Here is a 17,774-nt window from a genome sequence, read left to right on the forward strand (position 1 = left end):
GGGCATTCCCCTACGCCTTTGTGAATACGCATATGTCTGTACGTAGGGAAAATCCCGAGTTCGATTGACGTGGATCAAATGCGCGTAAATCGACCACAAGTGTTTGAAATTAAACTGAAACACGAATGTCCTAAAGTGCCTCCCACTGCTAAAGAAGGAAACGCCAGCGTGACCCGTGCCACTCGCAACCTGCGCAAGACCCTTGATGCCGTCGCCGATAATAACGAAACGGCGGCGTTTGACCTGATGCGCGCCGTCGAAAAACTCGGCGATGAAGTGCTGCGTCAACGCCTGCTCAATACGATTCATCGTCTCAACCAAGACGCTCACGAGCTGCGCCTGGCGCGCGACTCGGTAGAACTGGTGTCGGTAAAGCTCGCCTGAGCAAGATCGTTCAAGACAACCACCGCATGACGCTGGCATGCTTGTCGACTGTCTGTCGATGAGCCGTGTCCATGCCTGCAACCCTGCCTTATTACGCCTTCGGTCGCGGTGCGATTGCCGTTATTCCGCTGTCCCTGGCCTGTGCGCCGTGGGGGCTGCTGGCCGGCTCGATGGCCATTGATGCGCAATTTACCCCGCTGCAAGCTCAGGGTTTGTCCGCCATCGTGTTCGCCGGGGCTGCCCAACTGGTGGCTATCGGCATGGTCAAAAGCGGCGCCAGCCTGATTTCGATTGTACTGACCACCTTGTTGCTGACGTCCCAGCACTTGCTCTACGGCATGCACATGCGCCCCACGTTGTCGGCGCTCAATACGCGCTGGCGCATGAGCCTGGGGTTCTTGTTGACGGACGAGTTCTTTGCGTTGGTCAACCATTACGACCGTCAAACCTTCAACCGCTGGTATGCGCTGGGCGTCGGCCTGACGTTTTATATCGCCTGGAACCTCTTCACCTTGGCGGGCATCGTGCTCGGCAAAAGCATTCCGGGCCTTGACCAGTTGGGGCTGGAGTTTTCGATTGCGGCGACGTTTATCGCGTTGATCACCCCGGTGGTGCGCGATGTACCCACCGTGGTCTGCGTCGCTGTTTCGCTGCTGTTTTCGGTATGGCTGAGTTACTTGCACTGGGAGTCGGCGGTGGTGGTGTCGGGTGTGCTGGGGATGAGCGCGGGTTATGCGTGCAAGCGGCTGGGACTGGCGGGGGGAGCACAGCGATGATTTACGGCATGATTGTGCTGATGGGTTTGGTGGTGTTCCTCAACCGCTACCTGTTTATCGAACCACGCTTGCCGGTGCGGCTCAATCGCGGCGTGCGCGAGTTTCTGGGGTTTGCAGTGCCGGGGATGTTGACGGCGATTTGCGGGCCGATCATTTTTCTTGCCGAGCATAGGCTTAACGTGAGTTTGGCCAACCCGTACATGCTGGCGGGTGTTTGCGCCGTGGCGTTGATGGTTTACACGCGCAGCGTATTAATCACGGTGCTGCTGAGCATGGCGATATTCTATTTGCTGCGCTGGTGGCTCTGAATGCAGGCGGCTCAAAAGCCGACCCCATCCCCCAAACAGAATATGGTCAAACTGTGTGGGCTTGCTCGCGATTGCGGTGTGTCAGGTAAATATTTTTCAACTGACACACTGCTATCGGGAGCAAGCCCCCTCCCACAAAAAGCAAAAAAGCAGATCTGCTGTGCATGCAAACCCCGCTTTTGATCCAAGTCGCCCCGTTAAACCACGACCGGCAGGCAAAAAAAAGCCCGCGGGAGGGCGGGCAGAAGGGAGACTTCTAAAAAATGAGCCTGCTCACTATAAGCGGCGCAATCTCCCTTCACAGTGAAACTAAATTTATTCAGCCGCCGGAACTGGCTTCTTCTTGGCCTTGGCCTCTGCCGCCAGGCACTCCAGCGCAAACTGCTCGGTGTAGGTCATCTGGATCGGCGTGCTTTCGCCCTTCACAGTGCGCTCGCCATCGAGTATGTAGCGGATGCGCTTGTCTGTGACGCCGATGCGTTTGGCAATCCACGTTGGCGTCTGGCCGATGCGGCTGATCAGCTTGTCGGCGTAGTCGGTGGACGGGTTATAGCGTTCGGCGTTGGGCGTCATCGGTTTTCCAGGTAAAGGTGCAGTCACAAGTAGGCGACAGGGTGACGTAATAATGCTTGGGTGTCGCCTGCTAATGGTAGAGTCGCGGTTTTTCCAAGGAGGCGATGGCATGCGAACGTTGGTAATTGGCGCATTAATAGTGGCAGCATTGTCCGGTTGCGCGAGCTCGAAGATGACCCAAGCGCGCACCGGCGTGCCCTACAAAACCCTGGCTTCGCAGAAGGCGCCGTTGGTGGTTGCGCAATGCATCCAGTTCGGCTGGCAGGACGAGGCCGTGTTCGGGGTTGACGCGGGTGGCTTCAAGGAGCCGATCGAGGCTGGCGGTTTCACGGTGTACACCACTGGCGGCGATTATTTTGCCGACGTGCGCAGCGCTGGCGCCGGTGCTACCGTCAATTACTTTGCTGGCGACGACACGATGCCGGCCAAACGTCGCTTGGCCGCTCTCGCGACCTGCCTTTAATCCGTTGCCTGCGTGATATTCGGAAATGCCCGGCGGGACAGCCGCCGAGCATTGGCCTATGATTCACACCGCTCGCTCGACGCCAAAGCTCTTTACCAGTACACGGACGTCGAGGCCCAAACGTCGGGCGAGCGTCTTTACCGGCTTATCGCGGCATGTAACCCAAGTGCCAGCGCCGCGGAATCTTCAGCGACACCAGCCCCAGCACCGCGGCCAATACACCACTCACCAGCAACGCCTTAAGCCCCAGTTGCTGCTCCAGCAGTGCGCCGATGATCGCGCCCAAAAACATCCCGCCCCACGGAATCAGTTGCACCCGCCAGCCATTGCGCCTTTCTCCCAGCACCCAGCGGCCCAGCCCGCGCCCAAAGCGTGATAACGCGCCCGTCACATAAGTCAGGCCGACCGGCAGGCCGTTGACCTCTTCGACGGCAGCATTGAGCATGCCCATCGCGACAATCGCCGCCAACAGCGCAGGCAACGCATCGTTTGCAGGCCACACGGCGCCGCCGCACAGCAAGGCGGCGATGCATAACAGCAAGGGCAGGGCATGCCGCCGGCTGATGCGGCTGACCACCACACCCAACGCATTGCCGACAACAAACGTCGCCACCAGCAACAGCAAACGCCCCGTCAGGCCGAGGTCGCCCGCGCTGATCGCCACGGCCAGGCGCGTGGTGTTACCGCTCATGAATGAGACAAAATCGCCGCTGGCCATAAACCCGATGGCATCGGTCATGCCTGCCAGCACCGAAAGGCTGGCCACCAGCATCAAGCCGACCCGGCCGCGCCATCGATGGCGATGCGCGAGTGCGGCGTTGGCGTAAGGCTTGCGCGACGACGGCAGCATGCGGCCGGGCTCCGGGTGGGATTATTTGGCCACTACCGTAAGACGCTTTGATTGGCTGCGCAATGGCTTCAGAGCATCAGCGGCTAACTCGCTTTGGCTTTGTTCGGCAAGTCCGCCGCCAACTGCTCAAGAAACATCGCCAGCGCGACTTCCTCGGCTTTTAAACCCTTGCGCACCCGAGGTTTGGGCAGTTTCGACAACTCACCCAAGCTGAAATGCTCGAGCACGGCAGGGTGGATATAACATTTGCGGCACACCGCCGGGGTATTGCCGAGTTGCTTGGCGACGTCCTTGACCATCGCTACCACGTGGCGCTTGGCATCCGATTCCGGCTGCCATTCCAGCTCGCGCAACACCGCGAGCGCAAGCGCGGTGCCGGCCCAGGTGCGGTAATCCTTGGCGGTGAAGTCGGCGCCGGTGAGGCTGTGCAGGTAGGCGTTGACGTCATGCGAGCTGACGGTGTGCCGCTCGCCGTCTTCGTCCAGGTACTGAAACAGGTTTTGCCCAGGCAATTCCATGCAGCGCTTGACCACCGTGGCCAAGCGCCGGTCCTTGACGCTGATTTGATGCTCAACCCCGCTTTTGCCGCGAAACTGGAACTGAATCTCGCTGCCTTTGACGTCGACATGGCGGTTGCGCAGGGTGGTCAGCCCGTAGGATTTGTTGTCGCGCGCGTACTGGGTATTGCCGACGCGAATCAGCGTGGCGTCGAGCAGCATCACCACGGTGGCGAGAACTTTTTCGCGGGTAAACCCTGGCTCGGCGATTTGTGCTTCCAGTTGCTTGCGCAGCTTGGGCAAGGCCTCGCCGAACGCTTGCAGGCGCGAATACTTGTCGGTGTCGCGCACCTCACGCCAGCGCGCGTGGTAGCGGTACTGCTTGCGGCCGCGCGCATCACGCCCGGTGGCTTGCAGATGGCCACGCGCGTCGGCGCAAATCCACACATCGGTGTAGGCGGGCGGCACGGCCAATGCGTTCAGGCGTTTGATCTCATCTTTATCGGTAATGCGCTGGCCTTTAGCGTCGACGTACTGGAACTTGCCGCGCAGTTTTTTACGGCGGATGCCGGGCTGAGTATCGTCAACGTAATGCAGGTCACGGGGCAGGTCGGCAAGCATCGCAGAGTCGGGCATGGTGCAAATTCCTTGGCAAGATCAGGCCGGTATGTCTGATTGACCGCAGAGTTTTGCGCGCGTGCCAATTAGTTAGGCCAGCACCGCCGCCGCCTTGATTTGCGCCCACAGTTGCTGGCCGGGGTGCAGGTGCAACTGGTCGCGGGAGAAGCGCGTGATGCGCGCCAGCAACGGCGTGCCGCCCGCGTCGAGGCGCACCAGCACGTGGGCGCTGTTGTCCGCCGCGATGTCTTGGGTGACCGTCACCGGCAAACGGTTGAGGATGCTGCTCGGCTCTTGCGCCTGCAGGCTGAGGCTGACGTCGCGCGCTTGCACCTTGACCCGCAACTGTTTGCCCAACGCCAGCGGCGCGTGGGCCACGCGCATCTGCAGCGGGCTGTCAGGCAACTGCAGGGTCAGCAGTTGATAGTGCGCGTCGTAGGCGCTGACCGTGCCATTGATCACCACGCCGGCGTCGTCGCCCAACGCCAGCGGCAGGTCGAGCCGCGCCAGGGTTTCACCGATCGGGCCGCTGGCCAGGGCTTTGCCGTCGCTGAGCAGCACGATGTGATCCGCCAGCCGCGCTACTTCGTCCTGCGCGTGGCTGACGTACAGCACCGGTATGTCCAACTCGTCGTGCAGGCGTTCGAGGTAAGGCAGTATTTCGCCTTTGCGTTTGCTGTCGAGGGCCGCCAACGGTTCATCCATCAACAACAATTTAGGGCTGGTGAGCAGCGCGCGCGCAATGCCGATGCGCTGGCGCTCACCGCCGGACAAGTGCTGCGGATGGCGCTCAAGCAGGTGGCCGATGCCGAGCAGTTCGGTGGCCTGGGCCATGTCCACCCGCCGCTGTTGGCGCGGTATGCGCTTGAGACCGAACTCAAGATTAGCCCGCACCGACAGGTGCGGAAAAAGACTCGCTTCCTGGAACACATAACCCAGTGCGCGTTTATGTGGCGGCACAAACAGCCCGTGACGGCTGTCTTGCCAGACCTCATCGTTAACCTGCACAAACCCGGCTTCGGCGCGCTCCAGCCCGGCGATGCAGCGCAGACAGGTGGTTTTGCCGGAGCCGGAATGCCCGTACAGCGCGCTCACGCCACGGCCGGGCAGATGCAGGTCGACGTCCAGCGCAAAGCCTGCATAGTTGAGGTGCAGTCGTACGTCTATCATCGTGGTCAGCTCCAGCCCATTTTGGTTTTACGGCTGGAGTAGAGCGCCAGCAACACGAGGAACGCGAACACCACCATCGAGCCCGCGAGCCAGTGCGCCTGGGCATATTCCATGGCTTCGACGTGGTCGTAGATTTGCACCGAGACCACGCGGGTTTTGTCCGGGATGTTGCCGCCGATCATCAGCACCACGCCAAATTCGCCCACCGTATGCGCAAAGCCAAGAATTGAGGCGGTGATAAACCCGGGGCGCGCCAGCGGCAAAATCACCGTGAAAAAGGTGTCCCACGGATTCGCCCGCAAGGTCGCGGCCACCTCCAATGGACGGGTGCCGATGGCGGAGAAGGCGTTTTGCAACGGCTGCACCACAAACGGCATGGAGTAGATCACCGAGCCAATCACCAGCCCGGCGAAGCTGAACGTCAGCGTGCCCAGCCCCAGCCATTGGGTAAACTGGCCGAAATAGCCATGCGGGCCCATGCTCAACAGCAGGTAAAAACCAATCACCGTCGGTGGCAGCACCAACGGCAGGGCGACGATGGCCCCAATCGGGCCGCGCCACCAGGAACGCGTGCGCGACAGCCACAGCGCAATCGGAGTGCCGATGATCAGTAGAATCACGGTGGTCAGTGACGCCAGCTTGATGGTCAGCCAGATCGCCGAAAAATCGGCACTCGACAGCGGCATTTAGTTGGCCAGCTCGTAACCGTAGGCCTTGATCACCGCAGCGGCTTTCGGGCCTTTGAGGTATTCAACCAGGGCTTTGGCTGCGGCGCTGTCTTTACCTTTGGTGAGGATCACCGCGTCCTGCTTGATCGGGTCGTGCATCGACGCCGGGACGATCCAGGCCGAGCCGCTTGTGACTTTGCCGTCCTTGTAAATCTGCGACAGCGCCACAAAACCCAGCTCGGCATTGCCGGTGGATACGAATTGGTAGGCCTGGGTAATGTTCTGGCCTTCGACCAGCTTGTCCTTGACCTTCTCGGTCAAGCCTTCCTTGGCCAGCACTTGGGTGGCGGCCAGGCCGTACGGCGCAGCTTTCGGGCTGGCGATGGACAGGTGCTTGAAGTCATTTTTCTTCAGCACATCGCCCTTGGCATCCACGTAGCCTTCTTTTGCCGACCACAGCGCCAGCGTGCCGACGGCGTAGGTGAAGCGCGAACCTTTGACCGTGTCACCTTCGCTTTCGAGCTTCTGCGGGGTGGTGTCGTCCGCACTGAGGAACACTTCGAACGGCGCGCCGTTCTTGATCTGCGTATAGAACTGGCCGGTGGCACCGTAGGCGGCGACCAGTGTGTGGCCGGTGTCTTTTTTGAAGTCGGCGGCAATCGCCTGGATCGGCGCCGTGAAGTTGGCGGCGACGGCGACTTGCACTTCATCGGCGTGGGCCGAACCAAAGGCGAAGGCGGCAATCAGGCTGGCCAGGGCAGTCGGGGCCAGGCGTGAGGCGCGGATCATCATGAAGCAGCTCCTTTTTATGAGGCGAGGATTGTACGTTGCGTTATAGGCAGGTGGCTTTACCGCTATGTACGGGAATATATAGCGGTTGGCCATCGCCGGTACAGTGCAAAGTTCTCCAGGCAACCCGCCTCAGTGTTGAAACGCTACAGCCTGGCCAGCGCGTGCTCGGCCAATTCGCGCGTCAGGTCGTAAGCGGACATGTGTTTGCCCAAGCGCAGTGCCTGGCCCGACCACAGGTTGCTAAAACCCGCTTCATCAAGCGCTTTGAGCGGCATCAACGCGCCGCCCGAGGTGGGGAATGCAGGCGCTGCCGGGTTGATCGCGCCGAGTTCACGCATTACGCGGTTAACGATGCCGCGCGCCGGGCGGCCGGTAAACAGGTTGGTCAACGCGGTGTCGCTGGCTTGCGCGTGTTGCAACGCATGCCGGTGGGAAGCGCTGATGTTGGCCTCGTCTGTAAACAGGTACGCGGTGCCAAGCTGCACGGCGCATGCGCCAAGCGCGAATGCCGCGACAACCCCGCGTGCATCGCCGATGCCGCCTGCGGCAATTACCGGCACGCTGACCGCGTCGACAATTTGCGGCAGCAGTGCCATCAGGCCAATCTGGGTATTCAGGTCGTCGCTGAGAAACAACCCGCGATGCCCGCCTGCCTCGATGCCCATCGCAATAATTGCGTCGCAGCCGTGCTGTTCCAGCCACACGGCTTCGGCCACGGTGGTGGCTGACGACAGCACCTTGGCGCCGGTGGCTTTTACCCGGTCGAGCAAGGCCTGTTCCGGCAGGCCGAAGTGAAAACTCACCACTTCTGGGCGAAACGCTTCAACGATTTGGCAGGCGGCATCGTTGAACGGCGCGCGATCAGACACCGGGGTCGGCGCGTCAAAGTCGGCGCCCAATTCGCGGTAGTAGGGCGCCAGCAAATCCTTCCAGTGCCGGTCACGTTGTGCATCGGCCACAGGCGGTTGATGGCAGAAGAAATTCACGTTGAGCGGGCGCACGTTTGCCTGGCGCAGGGTGGTCAAGGCTTCGCGCAGTTGCTCGATGCTCACCCCGGCCGCCGGCATCGAACCGAGGCCGCCCGCTGCATTCACGGCGCTGACCATGGCGGTGGTGGTCGCCGCGACCATGGGCGCCTGGATGATGGGCAAATCAATGCCCAAGAGGTCGAGAATTCGAGTGTCTGGCCAGGTGCTCATAGCGGATGCGTCTCCAGCGTCAGTAAGGCGTGGCGCTGTTGTAGCAGGGCGCTTGGCGCCCGGCCAGTGCGTTTTATTCACTGGACGACGGCGACGTTTCGTGAAGCTCTGCACCGCCGTGCTCTCGCTCCAGCAGTTGGCGCTTACGTTCTATGCCCCAGCGGTAGCCCGACAGTTCGCCGTTACTGCGCACCACGCGATGGCACGGAATCGCCACCGCCAGCGCGTTGGCGGCACAGGCCTGAGCCACCGCACGAAACGACTTGGGCGCGCCGATGCGCTGGGCGATCTGCGCGTAGCTGGCGGTGCTGCCCGGCGGAATTTCGCGCAGCGCCTGCCACACGCGCTCCTGAAAGGCGGTGCCGCGCAAGTCCAGCGGTAAATTCAACCCCAGCGCAGGCGCTTCGATAAACCCCACGACGTGGGCGATCAACTGTTCAAAGCCCTGATCTGCGCCGACTAATTCGGCGTTGCGAAATTTATCCTGCAGCTCGCGCACCAGCGTGTCCGGGTCGTCCCCGAGCAAAATCGCGCAGACGCCGCGTTGGCTCTGCGCCACCAGAATCGCGCCCAACGTGCATTGGCCCACCGCAAACAGAATCTGGCTGTGGCTGCCGCCGGCTTTGTAATCGCTGGGTTTCATGCCCAGCAGTTGGTCGGCTGCGGCATAAAAGCGGCTGTTGGAGTTGAAGCCGGCCTCGTACAGCGCCTCGGTCACCGAGTGCTGGCTGTGCAGGCCATCACGTACTTTGCGCGAACGCAGGGCGCTGGCATAACCCTTCGGCGTCAGGCCGGTGACGCCTTTGAACACCCGATGGAAATGGAAAGGGCTTAACCCGGCCAAGCGCGCAAGCGCTTCCAGGTTGGGCGGCGTTTCAGCCTGCTCCAGGTGCCTGCACGCATCCGCCACCAACTGCGCTTGGTGTGCGGCCAATTGAGTCTGGTCACCCAGCGCGCGTTTACTCGGGCGATAGCCTGCGGCTTCGGCGAGGGCGGCGCTGTCAAAGAATTCGATATTGTCCGGGCGCGGCAAGCGCGAGGCACTGCTGGGGCGGCAATACACGCCGGTGGTTTTTACGCCATACACAAATACCGCGTCGGCCTTGGCGTCGCGCGCGACGATGGCGGCCCAGCGGGGGTCTTGTTGGTTGCTCATGGCCTGCACTCTTGACGGGTCACGCGCAGATTAACCGGGTTGGTCATGCTGGGCACCCTCAAGCTTGCGGTCAAATCAGCCGGCAGTGCGAAAGGTCAGGTTGATACGCTGCGGGCCCATGATCGGGTGCACACCTTCCTTGATCGGCATCACCCCATGAAAGCGCAGGCGATCAACGCCGCCCCAGACCACCACGTCGCCATGGAACAGTGAGATCTTCTGCGTCTTGTCGCTGCGCGCGTGGCCGCCAAACAGGAAAATCGCCGGCAGGCCGAGCGACACCGAGACCACGGGCGCGCGGTAGCAGCGCTCGTTTTTGTCTTGGTGCAGGGACATTTTAGCGCCAGGCACATAGCGGTTGATCAGGCAGGCGTCCGGCAAAAATTCGTCAAAGCCGGCGTCTGTCGCCGCCAGCATCGCCAGTTGGCGCAACGCCTCTGGCATCGCCGGCCACGGTTGCTGGCTGCGCGGGTCAAGGGGGCTGTAACGATAACCGGCACTGTCGGTGGTCCAGCCCAGTTCGCCGCAACTGCTCAGCGCCGCCGACATGGTAAACCCGCCGGGCGTGACCATCTGCCGAAACGGCGACTGCGCCAGCACCCGACGCAGTTCAGGCAGCAGGCGCTCAATCCAGGGCAGGGCGTAGCCCCTGAGCACGTAAGACTCTTCGCCAATCTGCTCGCGCCGCGCGGGTTGTTGCAGGGCGTCATCGGCGAACAAATCAGCAGTAGGGCCTGGCATGGCTTACAGCGCCTTGCTCACTTTTACATCGGTGATTTCGTCGCTGGCATCTTGGTGCATTTTTGCCAGTGCTTGTTTGGCTTCATCGACGCTATCGGTATGCAATTGGGCGAACTCAAAGCGGCGCTCGCCGTTAAGCTTGTAATTGATGACGTATTTAGTCGTGGTGGTCACAGCTATCTTCCTGTCGAGTGTTCGGATCAGCTCAGTTTGCTGCTGGTGCGACGAACGATGCGAATCTTGTGGGACAAAGCAGGCTTGCGGGTAACGCTGATGGCGCGGCGGGTGACCACGTCCAGGGTAATGTTCCAGAACCCGGTGCTCGGCGCGGTGATTCTGGCCGGGAAGTCCTCGAATGCGCCGCCGTGGTAGGTGTGGCGGCCACCGTTCTTGAAGCTGCGGAAGTTGGCGTCGCTCATCAAACGAATGTTGCAGGTCTGCGAGCATTCGATGACCACGATGTCGCCCTCGTTGAGATGCTCGCGCTGGTGGATGAATTTCATGGGGTGTCTCCAGAAGGGCTTTTTCTGAAAAATCAGAATGATACGTAGGATAAGATAGAGTTTATCAGCCCTAGCGCGGTTATTATCGGGTCGTCGTCGACGAGTTCGACAATTTAAAACAGTTATTTCTCAGGTTTTTAGAGATAAGTCCTACATTGATGGGAGAAATTTTCTCTCGGCGCTGTCCTAGGGTCTTTATCGGAGGTGTTCGTATGAAGTGGAGTGTGTTGGTGCTTGCCTTGGCGTTGGGTGGCTGTGCGTCGGTTGCAGATATCAAGCAGACCCCGCCAACCTTGGTGGTCATTTCAGGCAAAAAACCGCCTGAGTATGCCGCATGCGTGGTCCGCAAGTTGGCCGCGACTCGCCGCCCGCCGCAGATCGAACCGCACAAGGACGGTGTGCAGGTAATTGTGCCGCAGAAATTCTCGTCTGACCCGTCGGCGATCTTCGAAATCGAGGACCGCTCCAGCGGCAGCAGCATCAAGCTCTATGAGAGTATGTCAAATGTGCCTATTCGCCCGGGTGACGTTAAAAAAGCCGGGGAAGACTGTATCTCTGGATGAGCCTCCACAGGTTTATCCCGCACACACTTGAGTCCGATAAAAAAGCCTGGCGCTGCGGTTGCAGCGTCAGGCTTTTTTTGTGCTGCTGTCGGCGCTGTGGCGAAGGCGCCGTTAAACTGTCGGTTATTCAATGCAAAAAATGCCGCGCAACGGTTGAGATTGCACGGCACTTGTCTTTTTTTGGAAGCCCGCCATGAAACGTGAACACGTCAGAGCCCGCCACGCCGAGGGTCAGATCTCGGCCACCCATGTCATCCAGAACCCTGCCGATCTTGGCGAGTGGATCGTATTTTTCAAGAAAAGCGGCGGGCGCAGTTATTTTCTGGTGGATGAGCAGGATGAGGTTGAGTCATTTGCGAAGCTGGACGATTTGATCGAGCTGCTACGCGAACTCGGGATCAAGTTCGCCGAAATTCACCTGTAGCCCTGTGGCTTACTTGCAGACCACAACCACACTGCGGCCCTTGAAGTTGCCGACGTCTTTGCCGAGTGTCTTGTCGTCTTCTTTCAGCGACGGCGTGCCTTCGGTTCCGACAATGCGGTAGCCGGTGCCTGCGCACGAGGCGTCAGCTTTCTCGTAGCAACTGGCCCACGAGTTCGCCTCGCCTGAACAGTCGATGGTCAAACCTTGCTCGCCGTTTTTCAGGTAGGTATCAGAGGTGGTGGTGCAGCCGGTGATCAGCGTCAGTGCCGCAGTCAGTGCCAGAATCTTGTTCATGTGTAAGGTCGTCGTTGGTGGTGTTGGAGGGGCGCTGACACTGTCGTGGGGCGTTCGCAGCAGATTATAGCTAACTGCCATCAAGGTACAGACAAACACTACAAAGCCCCGTTCAACGGGGCTTTGTGCGCAAGCTTTTGAACGCTTACTTCTTCTTCGGTCTTGCGCTCGACGCGTGGCCAGCTTCATCCACAAAGACTTCGGCAACTGCAACCGCCTGGCTCTCGGTCGCGAATGCGCCGGCAACGCTGTCACCGTGGAAGTTGATCAAGTGCCAGCCATCTGCGCGCTGGGTGATCAGGTAGCCGTTTACACCTTTTGGTTCTGACATCTATTAACAATCTCGTGGTCTGGTTCAAGGGCGCAATGATAGCGCCAAATGCCCCGAACGCGCGCAAGTTGTTGCAGCGCAGTGTTCAACGCCCAAAAGCGTGCTAAAACAGTCAGAGCCCTTTTAAACAAAGGCGCTCAGGCCGGTTTTGTCTAACCGTTGGTAAGGCTCTTTGTATGATTGGTGGAACTTACGCCGACATTTTTTCTCTATGTTGACATCGCAACGCCAGCAGGAGCCATTGTAAGGTGACTGCGGCCTCATTAGACTGCGCCGAATTCCGTACGCACAGCCCTTTGTAAGGACTCATATGATCAAGAAATGCTTGTTCCCAGCAGCCGGTTACGGCACTCGCTTCTTGCCAGCGACCAAGGCCATGCCCAAAGAGATGCTGCCGGTGGTGAACAAGCCACTGATTCAGTACGGCGTCGAAGAGGCACTGGATGCCGGTTTGAACGAAATCTCCATCGTCACCGGCCGTGGTAAGCGCGCACTCGAAGACCACTTCGACATCAGCTACGAGCTGGAAAACCAGATCAAGGGCACCGACAAGGAAAAGTACCTGGTCGGTATCCGTAAACTGCTCGACGAGTGCTCGTTCTCCTACACCCGTCAAACCCAGATGAAAGGCCTTGGCCACGCGATTCTGACCGGCCGCCCACTGATCGGTGACGAACCGTTCGCCGTGGTGCTGGCGGATGACCTGTGTGTAAACCTCGACGGCAAAGGCGTTTTGGAACAGATGGTTGATCTGTTCAAGAAATACCGTTGCACCATCGTTGCGGTAATGGAAGTAGACCCATCGCAAACCAACAAGTACGGCGTGATCGCCGGCGACGAAATTGGTGATGGCCTGATCCGCGTTCGCGACATGGTAGAGAAGCCAAACCCGGAAGACGCGCCGTCGAACCTGGCGATCATCGGCCGTTACATCCTGACCCCGGACATCTTCAAGCTGATCGAAGAAACCGAGCCAGGCAAGGGCGGCGAAATCCAGATCACCGACGCCCTGTTGAAGCAAGCCAAAGACGGCTGCGTAATCGCCTACAAATTTAAAGGCCAGCGTTTCGACTGCGGCGGTGCTGAAGGCTACATCGAGGCAACCAACTTCTGCTTCGAGCACTTCTACAAGACGGGCAAGGCTTACTGATTCAGGCTTGCCTGACTGCTATGCCGATGTAAGTAAAAAGCCACCTTCGGGTGGCTTTTTGGTTTTTCGGCCCCATCTAAGTCGGTATGCTGATGACCTGCCGAGGAGAGTGAAATGGCCTACGATTTTGATCTGTATGTAATTGGCGCCGGTTCCGGCGGTGTTCGCGCGGCGCGTTTTGCCGCAGGCTTTGGCGCCAAGGTAGCCGTGGCGGAAAGCCGCTACTTGGGCGGCACCTGCGTCAACGTCGGCTGCGTGCCAAAAAAATTGTTGGTCTACGGTGCACATTTCGCCGAAGACTTCGAGCAAGCCAGCGGTTTCGGCTGGTCGTTGGGCGAAGCAAAATTTGATTGGGCGACCTTGATCGCCAACAAAGATCGCGAAATCAATCGCCTTAATGGCATTTACCGCAACCTGCTGGTCAACAGCGGCGTAACCCTGCATGAGGGCCATGCGCGCTTGGTTGATGCGCACCAGGTAGAGATTAATGGCGAACGCTTTACCGCCAAGCACATCTTGATCGCTACGGGCGGCTGGCCGCAGATTCCGGACATTCCAGGGCGCGAACACGCCATCGGCTCCAATGAAGCGTTCTTCCTCAAAGAGCTGCCCAAACGCGTGCTGGTGGTGGGTGGTGGTTACATTGCGGTTGAATTCGCCGGCATCTTCCATGGCTTGGGCGCGCGCACCACGCTGCTGTACCGCGGCGATCTGTTCTTGCGCGGCTTCGACGGCTCGGTGCGCAAGCACCTGCAAGAGGAATTGACCAAGCGCGGCCTGGACCTGCAGTTTAATGCCGACATCCAGCGTATCGACAAGCAGGCGGACGGCAGCCTCAAGGCCACGCTGAAAGACGGCCGTGTGCTGGAAGCCGATTGCGTGTTCTACGCCACGGGTCGCCGACCAATGCTCGACAACCTCGGCCTGGAAAACACTGGCGTGAAGTTGGACGAGCGCGGTTTTGTCGAAGTGGATGACCAGTACCAGACCGCCGACGCTTCGATCCTGGCGATTGGCGATGTGATTGGGCGCGTGCAATTGACCCCGGTGGCGTTGGCCGAAGGCATGGCGGTGGCGCGGCGGTTGTTCAAGCCTGAGCAATACCGCCCGGTCGATTACGCGATGATCCCGACGGCGGTGTTCAGCCTGCCGAATATCGGCACAGTCGGCCTGACCGAAGAAGAGGCGAAGAAGAACGGCCACCGTGTGCAACTCTTCGAAAGCCGCTTCAGGCCGATGAAGCTGACGCTGACCGACTGCCAGGAGAAAACCTTGATGAAGCTGGTGGTCGACGCCGACACCGACAAGGTGCTCGGTTGCCACATGGTCGGCCCCGAGGCTGGCGAAATCATCCAGGGCTTGGCGATCGCGCTCAAGGCCGGCGCGACCAAGCAGCAGTTCGACGAAACCATCGGCGTGCACCCGACGTCGGCGGAAGAGTTCGTCACTATGCGCACGCCTGTCGACGACTGATCAGGTGTCGGGCGTTGCCGCTGGCGCCGTTGCAACGGCGGCCGCCAGGCGCAATGCCTCTATGCTGGCCTGGGCCTTGATAAGGTCCAGCTCCAGGGCTTTGTGGGCATTTTGCTGTTCCGTCATGGCTTGCTGGCGTGATTGGCTCTCCAGTACCGCCACTCGCAAACGTTCTTGAAGCAGCGTGCGTTCACTTTCAATCAGGCTGACCTGCTGGCTCAACGTGAGCTGCACCGCTTGGTCTTTGCGGGTTTGCTCCTGCAGCGCGGCCAATTCCTTGGATGTCACCCGATGCTCGATCAATAGCCGCTCATTGTCGCGGTGCAGCTGGGTGATTTCATCCTGACGCACCATCGCACTTTGCTGGGCCTGGCGGAGTTCTGCCTGTACTTGTTGCAGTTGGCCTTCGTGGCGACGTTGCTCCTGCTCACGCTGTTCTTTGATCGCGTTGCGGTAATGCTCCAGCGCATCGCGGGCGTGCAGGTGCTTTTCTTCCAGCGAGCGGATTTGCTCGTCCTTGTCGTTCATCCTTAATTCGTAATCGCTGCACGCCTGGCTGAGCCCGGCGTTACGGGTTTGCTCGGTCTGCAAGCTGGCACTGGTGGTGAGCAGGGCCGCGCTTTCTTCGGCCAGCGCCGCGGCTTGAATATCAAATTGCTGCTTGAGCTGGCTGTGCGCGTCTTCCAGCGTTTCTACCTGGGCGAGCAGGGCGGCTTTTTGCTGTTCGAATTGCGCCAAGGCCAGGTCAATGGGCTCCTGCGCCTTTTCTTTCAAGCGCTGCGATAGCCGCGCCACCAGCTCACCGAGTTCGTCGTCAATCGGCGCTTCGGTGATCGTCAGCCGGTTTTCGCTGTCGTCCAGTTCCTTCAAATAGCGGTGAATCGTGGTTTTCGAGCCGGTATTGCCCATTTCGATGCGTACCGCGTCGATGCTGGGGTTTTCGCCACGGGCAATGAGTGCCAGGCGCGCCGTTTGAACCACTGCTTTGTTTATGCCGCCGCGTGCCATGAAGTCTCCGTCGATTTAGTACTGTGGTACGTAGTATGTATTTACGTACTGTATCACGATTGTAAAAACGTTTAAATTGAGGATTTATCAGATGGGATATTGGCGTATTATCCCGTCTCACCACCGTTTTAACCGCCGACACACCCGCTGGCAGTACGAATAGGCCCCTCATGAGCGACTTGGACCGTTACCTCAACGCCGCAACCCGCGATAACACGCGGCGCAGTTACCGTGCGGCGATCGAACACTTCGAAGTCAGTTGGGGCGGGTTTCTGCCGGCAACCAGTGACAGCGTCGCGCGCTACCTGGTCGCGCATGCGGGCGTGTTGGCGGTGAACACTTTGAAGCTGCGGCTCTCGGCACTCGCGCAGTGGCACACCAGCCAGGGTTTTCCCGACCCGACCAAGGCGCCGGTGGTGCGCAAAGTGCTCAAGGGCATTCGCGCCGTGCACCCGGCGCGCGAAAAACAAGCCGAGCCTTTGCAGCTCAGGCATCTGGAGCAGGTCGTCGGGTTTCTGCAAGAGGATGCAAACACTGCGCGCGAGGCTGATGACCAACCGCGTTTGCTACGCGCCAAGCGCGACACTGCGTTAATTCTGCTGGGCTTCTGGCGCGGCTTTCGCAGTGACGAACTCTGCCGCTTGGCGATTGAGCACGTGCAGGCCACGCCCGGCGCTGGCATCAGCCTGTACTTGCCGCGCAGCAAAAGTGATCGCGAGAATATCGGCAAAACCTATCAAACCCCGGCGCTGCTGCGCCTGTGCCCGGTGCAGGCGTACAGTGAATGGCTCAGCGCTTCGGCCTTGGTGCGTGGCCCGGTGTTCCGCGCGGTGGACCGTTGGGGCAACCTGGGCGAGGAGGGCTTGCACCCCAACAGCGTGATCCCGCTGCTGCGCCAGGCGTTGGAGCGCGCCGGCATTCCTGCCGATCAATACACCAGCCACTCGCTGCGGCGCGGCTTTGCGAGCTGGGCGCATCGCAGTGGCTGGGACCTCAAGTCACTGATGAGTTACGTCGGCTGGAGCGACATCAAATCTGCGATGCGCTATGTTGAAGCCGCGCCCTTTCTCGGCATGACCTTGGCCACCCCGGCGCTGATTTGAGTTTTCTTCTATTAATACCGTCACTTGATAGGGAAAACCAATCGTTAGCATCAGGTTTGCCAATGAGCCACCGGCCGAAAGAGTGCGTAGGATTCCTCCCATCAACTTCTTAACCCTGACGGAGATTCAACGATGCCTATCATCAACAGCCAAGTAAAACCGTTCAAAGCTACCGCCTACAAAAACGGCAACTTCGTAGACGTGTCGGAAGCTGATCTGAAAGGCAAATGGTCCGTAGTATTTTTCTACCCGGCTGACTTCACCTTCGTTTGCCCAACCGAACTGGAAGACCTGGCTGACAACTACGCCGAATTCCAGAAACTGGGCGTCGAAATCTACAGCGTTTCCACCGACACCCACTTTGCTCACGCTGCCTGGCACAACACTTCGCCAGCCATCGGCAAAATCCAGTACACCATGATCGGCGACCCAACCCTGACCATCTCCCGCAACTTCGACGTACTGATCGAAGAAGCTGGCCTGGCAGACCGCGGTACTTTCGTGATCAACCCAGAAGGTCAGATCAAGATCGTTGAACTGAACGACGGTGGTGTTGGCCGTGACGCTTCCGAGCTGCTGCGCAAAATCAAAGCGGCCCAGTACGTTGCTGCTCACCCAGGCGAAGTCTGCCCTGCCAAGTGGAAAGAAGGCGAGGCCACCTTGGCTCCGTCCCTGGACCTGGTCGGCAAGATCTAAGTCTGTGAACGCGCTCAGGGCGGATTTTGCCGCA

General features: G+C 59.6%; 24 protein-coding genes. 10 read left to right on the forward strand and 14 right to left on the reverse strand.

The genetic code is table 11. The features are described from left to right. Positions 1 to 168: 168 nt before the first annotated feature. The 3 genes from ACOZK9_RS09935 to ACOZK9_RS09945 all read left to right on the forward strand — a co-directional run bounded on the left by ACOZK9_RS09935 (position 169) and on the right by ACOZK9_RS09945 (position 1,468). Positions 169 to 384 carry a hypothetical protein gene (locus tag ACOZK9_RS09935; protein ID WP_058414012.1) on the forward strand — a complete coding sequence of 72 codons (216 nt, stop codon included), beginning with the start codon at positions 169 to 171 and terminating at the stop codon, positions 382 to 384. A gap of 71 nt (positions 385 to 455) precedes the next feature. Beyond that, the gene (locus ACOZK9_RS09940; protein ID WP_152745098.1) at positions 456 to 1,160 is read left to right on the forward strand and encodes an AzlC family ABC transporter permease; all 705 of its coding nucleotides are present in this window, start codon (positions 456 to 458) and stop codon (positions 1,158 to 1,160) included. Next, positions 1,157 to 1,468, forward strand: coding sequence for an AzlD domain-containing protein (locus ACOZK9_RS09945; RefSeq protein ID WP_058414010.1), 312 nt, complete (start codon positions 1,157 to 1,159; stop codon positions 1,466 to 1,468). Before ACOZK9_RS09940 ends, ACOZK9_RS09945 begins: the two co-directional genes overlap by 4 nt. Positions 1,469 to 1,783: 315 nt before the next feature. On the opposite strand, the gene ACOZK9_RS09950 is transcribed toward ACOZK9_RS09945, so the two are convergent. After that, on the reverse strand, positions 1,784 to 2,041 hold the full coding sequence (locus ACOZK9_RS09950; protein WP_058414009.1) for a hypothetical protein: 258 nt from the start codon (positions 2,039 to 2,041) through the stop codon (positions 1,784 to 1,786). 109 nt (positions 2,042 to 2,150) lie between these two features. On the opposite strand from ACOZK9_RS09950, the gene ACOZK9_RS09955 reads away from it, so the two are divergent. Continuing rightward, positions 2,151 to 2,504 carry a hypothetical protein gene (locus ACOZK9_RS09955; protein WP_122251300.1) on the forward strand — a complete coding sequence of 118 codons (354 nt, stop codon included), beginning with the start codon at positions 2,151 to 2,153 and terminating at the stop codon, positions 2,502 to 2,504. 145 nt (positions 2,505 to 2,649) lie between these two features. On the opposite strand, the gene ACOZK9_RS09960 is transcribed toward ACOZK9_RS09955, so the two are convergent. From ACOZK9_RS09960 to ACOZK9_RS10005, 10 genes are all read right to left on the reverse strand, one after another. Further along, positions 2,650 to 3,354: a YoaK family protein gene (locus tag ACOZK9_RS09960; protein WP_421555748.1), complete on the reverse strand. Its 705-nt coding sequence runs from the start codon at positions 3,352 to 3,354 to the stop codon at positions 2,650 to 2,652. An 83-nt stretch (positions 3,355 to 3,437) separates the two neighbouring features. Then, positions 3,438 to 4,487, reverse strand: a complete 1,050-nt coding sequence (locus ACOZK9_RS09965; RefSeq protein WP_421555749.1) for a DNA topoisomerase IB — start codon at positions 4,485 to 4,487, stop codon at positions 3,438 to 3,440. A 72-nt stretch (positions 4,488 to 4,559) separates the two neighbouring features. Further along, positions 4,560 to 5,639 carry a molybdenum ABC transporter ATP-binding protein gene (gene modC, locus ACOZK9_RS09970; RefSeq protein ID WP_421555750.1) on the reverse strand — a complete coding sequence of 360 codons (1,080 nt, stop codon included), beginning with the start codon at positions 5,637 to 5,639 and terminating at the stop codon, positions 4,560 to 4,562. Positions 5,640 to 5,644: 5 nt separating this feature from the next. Next, a complete protein-coding gene (gene modB / locus ACOZK9_RS09975; protein ID WP_058414004.1) occupies positions 5,645 to 6,325 on the reverse strand; it encodes a molybdate ABC transporter permease subunit in 681 nt (226 codons plus the stop codon). Further along, a complete protein-coding gene (modA, locus tag ACOZK9_RS09980) occupies positions 6,326 to 7,099 on the reverse strand; it encodes a molybdate ABC transporter substrate-binding protein (protein ID WP_421555751.1) in 774 nt (257 codons plus the stop codon). 143 nt (positions 7,100 to 7,242) lie between these two features. Further along, positions 7,243 to 8,298, reverse strand: coding sequence for an NAD(P)H-dependent flavin oxidoreductase (locus tag ACOZK9_RS09985; RefSeq protein ID WP_058414002.1), 1,056 nt, complete (start codon positions 8,296 to 8,298; stop codon positions 7,243 to 7,245). Between the two features lie 73 nt (positions 8,299 to 8,371). After that, positions 8,372 to 9,454, reverse strand: coding sequence for a bifunctional DNA-binding transcriptional regulator/O6-methylguanine-DNA methyltransferase Ada (gene ada / locus ACOZK9_RS09990; RefSeq protein WP_421555752.1), 1,083 nt, complete (start codon positions 9,452 to 9,454; stop codon positions 8,372 to 8,374). 75 nt (positions 9,455 to 9,529) lie between these two features. Then, on the reverse strand, positions 9,530 to 10,195 hold the full coding sequence (alkB, locus tag ACOZK9_RS09995) for a DNA oxidative demethylase AlkB (protein ID WP_421555753.1): 666 nt from the start codon (positions 10,193 to 10,195) through the stop codon (positions 9,530 to 9,532). A 3-nt stretch (positions 10,196 to 10,198) separates the two neighbouring features. Beyond that, entirely contained in the window at positions 10,199 to 10,369 is a 171-nt protein-coding gene (locus ACOZK9_RS10000) for a hypothetical protein (RefSeq protein ID WP_421555754.1), read from the reverse strand. A gap of 26 nt (positions 10,370 to 10,395) precedes the next feature. Next, on the reverse strand, positions 10,396 to 10,698 hold the full coding sequence (locus tag ACOZK9_RS10005) for a DUF1883 domain-containing protein (protein WP_058413999.1): 303 nt from the start codon (positions 10,696 to 10,698) through the stop codon (positions 10,396 to 10,398). 212 nt (positions 10,699 to 10,910) lie between these two features. Here ACOZK9_RS10005 and ACOZK9_RS10010 point away from each other — a divergent pair, with 212 nt between their 5' ends. Together ACOZK9_RS10010 and ACOZK9_RS10015 are read left to right on the forward strand one after the other, a co-directional pair. Then, entirely contained in the window at positions 10,911 to 11,261 is a 351-nt protein-coding gene (locus ACOZK9_RS10010) for a hypothetical protein (protein WP_058413998.1), read from the forward strand. 193 nt (positions 11,262 to 11,454) lie between these two features. Continuing rightward, on the forward strand, positions 11,455 to 11,685 hold the full coding sequence (locus tag ACOZK9_RS10015; RefSeq protein WP_058413997.1) for a hypothetical protein: 231 nt from the start codon (positions 11,455 to 11,457) through the stop codon (positions 11,683 to 11,685). Positions 11,686 to 11,694: 9 nt separating this feature from the next. On the opposite strand, the gene ACOZK9_RS10020 is transcribed toward ACOZK9_RS10015, so the two are convergent. Together ACOZK9_RS10020 and ACOZK9_RS10025 are read right to left on the reverse strand one after the other, a co-directional pair. After that, entirely contained in the window at positions 11,695 to 11,979 is a 285-nt protein-coding gene (locus ACOZK9_RS10020; protein ID WP_058413996.1) for a hypothetical protein, read from the reverse strand. Positions 11,980 to 12,124: 145 nt separating this feature from the next. Beyond that, complete coding sequence (locus ACOZK9_RS10025; RefSeq protein ID WP_082649065.1) at positions 12,125 to 12,310, reverse strand: hypothetical protein; 186 nt, start codon at positions 12,308 to 12,310, stop codon at positions 12,125 to 12,127. Positions 12,311 to 12,620: 310 nt separating this feature from the next. On the opposite strand from ACOZK9_RS10025, the gene galU reads away from it, so the two are divergent. Together galU and gorA are read left to right on the forward strand one after the other, a co-directional pair. Then, positions 12,621 to 13,460, forward strand: a complete 840-nt coding sequence (galU, locus tag ACOZK9_RS10030; protein WP_058413995.1) for a UTP--glucose-1-phosphate uridylyltransferase GalU — start codon at positions 12,621 to 12,623, stop codon at positions 13,458 to 13,460. Positions 13,461 to 13,574: 114 nt separating this feature from the next. Then, the gene (gene gorA / locus ACOZK9_RS10035; RefSeq protein ID WP_058413994.1) at positions 13,575 to 14,933 is read left to right on the forward strand and encodes a glutathione-disulfide reductase; all 1,359 of its coding nucleotides are present in this window, start codon (positions 13,575 to 13,577) and stop codon (positions 14,931 to 14,933) included. On the opposite strand, the gene ACOZK9_RS10040 is transcribed toward gorA, so the two are convergent. Beyond that, positions 14,934 to 15,941: a DNA-binding protein gene (locus tag ACOZK9_RS10040; RefSeq protein ID WP_421555755.1), complete on the reverse strand. Its 1,008-nt coding sequence runs from the start codon at positions 15,939 to 15,941 to the stop codon at positions 14,934 to 14,936. A 170-nt stretch (positions 15,942 to 16,111) separates the two neighbouring features. On the opposite strand from ACOZK9_RS10040, the gene ACOZK9_RS10045 reads away from it, so the two are divergent. Together ACOZK9_RS10045 and ahpC are read left to right on the forward strand one after the other, a co-directional pair. Continuing rightward, positions 16,112 to 17,044 (forward strand): site-specific integrase, encoded by a 933-nt coding sequence (locus ACOZK9_RS10045; RefSeq protein ID WP_421555756.1) that lies wholly within the window; start codon positions 16,112 to 16,114, stop codon positions 17,042 to 17,044. Positions 17,045 to 17,176: 132 nt separating this feature from the next. Next, on the forward strand, positions 17,177 to 17,740 hold the full coding sequence (ahpC, locus tag ACOZK9_RS10050) for an alkyl hydroperoxide reductase subunit C (protein WP_056839222.1): 564 nt from the start codon (positions 17,177 to 17,179) through the stop codon (positions 17,738 to 17,740). Positions 17,741 to 17,774: the final 34 nt, after the last annotated feature.

The organism is Pseudomonas kitaguniensis (genome assembly GCF_049199985.1).
GTDB classification, from domain to species: domain Bacteria; phylum Pseudomonadota; class Gammaproteobacteria; order Pseudomonadales; family Pseudomonadaceae; genus Aquipseudomonas; species Aquipseudomonas kitaguniensis.

Excerpts from the sequence above, each read along its gene's own strand:
- ACOZK9_RS10010 (WP_058413998.1), top strand. The coding sequence starts at position 10,911 with ATGAAGTGGAGTGTGTTGGTGCTTGCCTTGGCGTTGGGTGGCTGTGCG.
- ahpC (WP_056839222.1), top strand. The coding sequence starts at position 17,177 with ATGCCTATCATCAACAGCCAAGTAAAACCGTTCAAAGCTACCGCCTAC.
- ACOZK9_RS09985 (WP_058414002.1), bottom strand. The coding sequence starts at position 8,298 with ATGAGCACCTGGCCAGACACTCGAATTCTCGACCTCTTGGGCATTGAT.
- ACOZK9_RS10005 (WP_058413999.1), bottom strand. The coding sequence starts at position 10,698 with ATGAAATTCATCCACCAGCGCGAGCATCTCAACGAGGGCGACATCGTG.
- ACOZK9_RS10025 (WP_082649065.1), bottom strand. The coding sequence starts at position 12,310 with ATGTCAGAACCAAAAGGTGTAAACGGCTACCTGATCACCCAGCGCGCA.
- ada (WP_421555752.1), bottom strand. The coding sequence starts at position 9,454 with ATGAGCAACCAACAAGACCCCCGCTGGGCCGCCATCGTCGCGCGCGAC.
- ACOZK9_RS09940 (WP_152745098.1), top strand. The coding sequence starts at position 456 with ATGCCTGCAACCCTGCCTTATTACGCCTTCGGTCGCGGTGCGATTGCC.
- modA (WP_421555751.1), bottom strand. The coding sequence starts at position 7,099 with ATGATGATCCGCGCCTCACGCCTGGCCCCGACTGCCCTGGCCAGCCTG.
- ACOZK9_RS09960 (WP_421555748.1), bottom strand. The coding sequence starts at position 3,354 with ATGCTGCCGTCGTCGCGCAAGCCTTACGCCAACGCCGCACTCGCGCAT.
- ACOZK9_RS09945 (WP_058414010.1), top strand. The coding sequence starts at position 1,157 with ATGATTTACGGCATGATTGTGCTGATGGGTTTGGTGGTGTTCCTCAAC.
- ACOZK9_RS10020 (WP_058413996.1), bottom strand. The coding sequence starts at position 11,979 with ATGAACAAGATTCTGGCACTGACTGCGGCACTGACGCTGATCACCGGC.
- ACOZK9_RS10040 (WP_421555755.1), bottom strand. The coding sequence starts at position 15,941 with ATGGCACGCGGCGGCATAAACAAAGCAGTGGTTCAAACGGCGCGCCTG.
- ACOZK9_RS10015 (WP_058413997.1), top strand. The coding sequence starts at position 11,455 with ATGAAACGTGAACACGTCAGAGCCCGCCACGCCGAGGGTCAGATCTCG.
- modC (WP_421555750.1), bottom strand. The coding sequence starts at position 5,639 with ATGATAGACGTACGACTGCACCTCAACTATGCAGGCTTTGCGCTGGAC.
- ACOZK9_RS10045 (WP_421555756.1), top strand. The coding sequence starts at position 16,112 with ATGAGCGACTTGGACCGTTACCTCAACGCCGCAACCCGCGATAACACG.
- ACOZK9_RS09955 (WP_122251300.1), top strand. The coding sequence starts at position 2,151 with ATGCGAACGTTGGTAATTGGCGCATTAATAGTGGCAGCATTGTCCGGT.
- modB (WP_058414004.1), bottom strand. The coding sequence starts at position 6,325 with ATGCCGCTGTCGAGTGCCGATTTTTCGGCGATCTGGCTGACCATCAAG.
- alkB (WP_421555753.1), bottom strand. The coding sequence starts at position 10,195 with ATGCCAGGCCCTACTGCTGATTTGTTCGCCGATGACGCCCTGCAACAA.
- galU (WP_058413995.1), top strand. The coding sequence starts at position 12,621 with ATGATCAAGAAATGCTTGTTCCCAGCAGCCGGTTACGGCACTCGCTTC.
- gorA (WP_058413994.1), top strand. The coding sequence starts at position 13,575 with ATGGCCTACGATTTTGATCTGTATGTAATTGGCGCCGGTTCCGGCGGT.
- ACOZK9_RS09965 (WP_421555749.1), bottom strand. The coding sequence starts at position 4,487 with ATGCCCGACTCTGCGATGCTTGCCGACCTGCCCCGTGACCTGCATTAC.
- ACOZK9_RS09950 (WP_058414009.1), bottom strand. The coding sequence starts at position 2,041 with ATGACGCCCAACGCCGAACGCTATAACCCGTCCACCGACTACGCCGAC.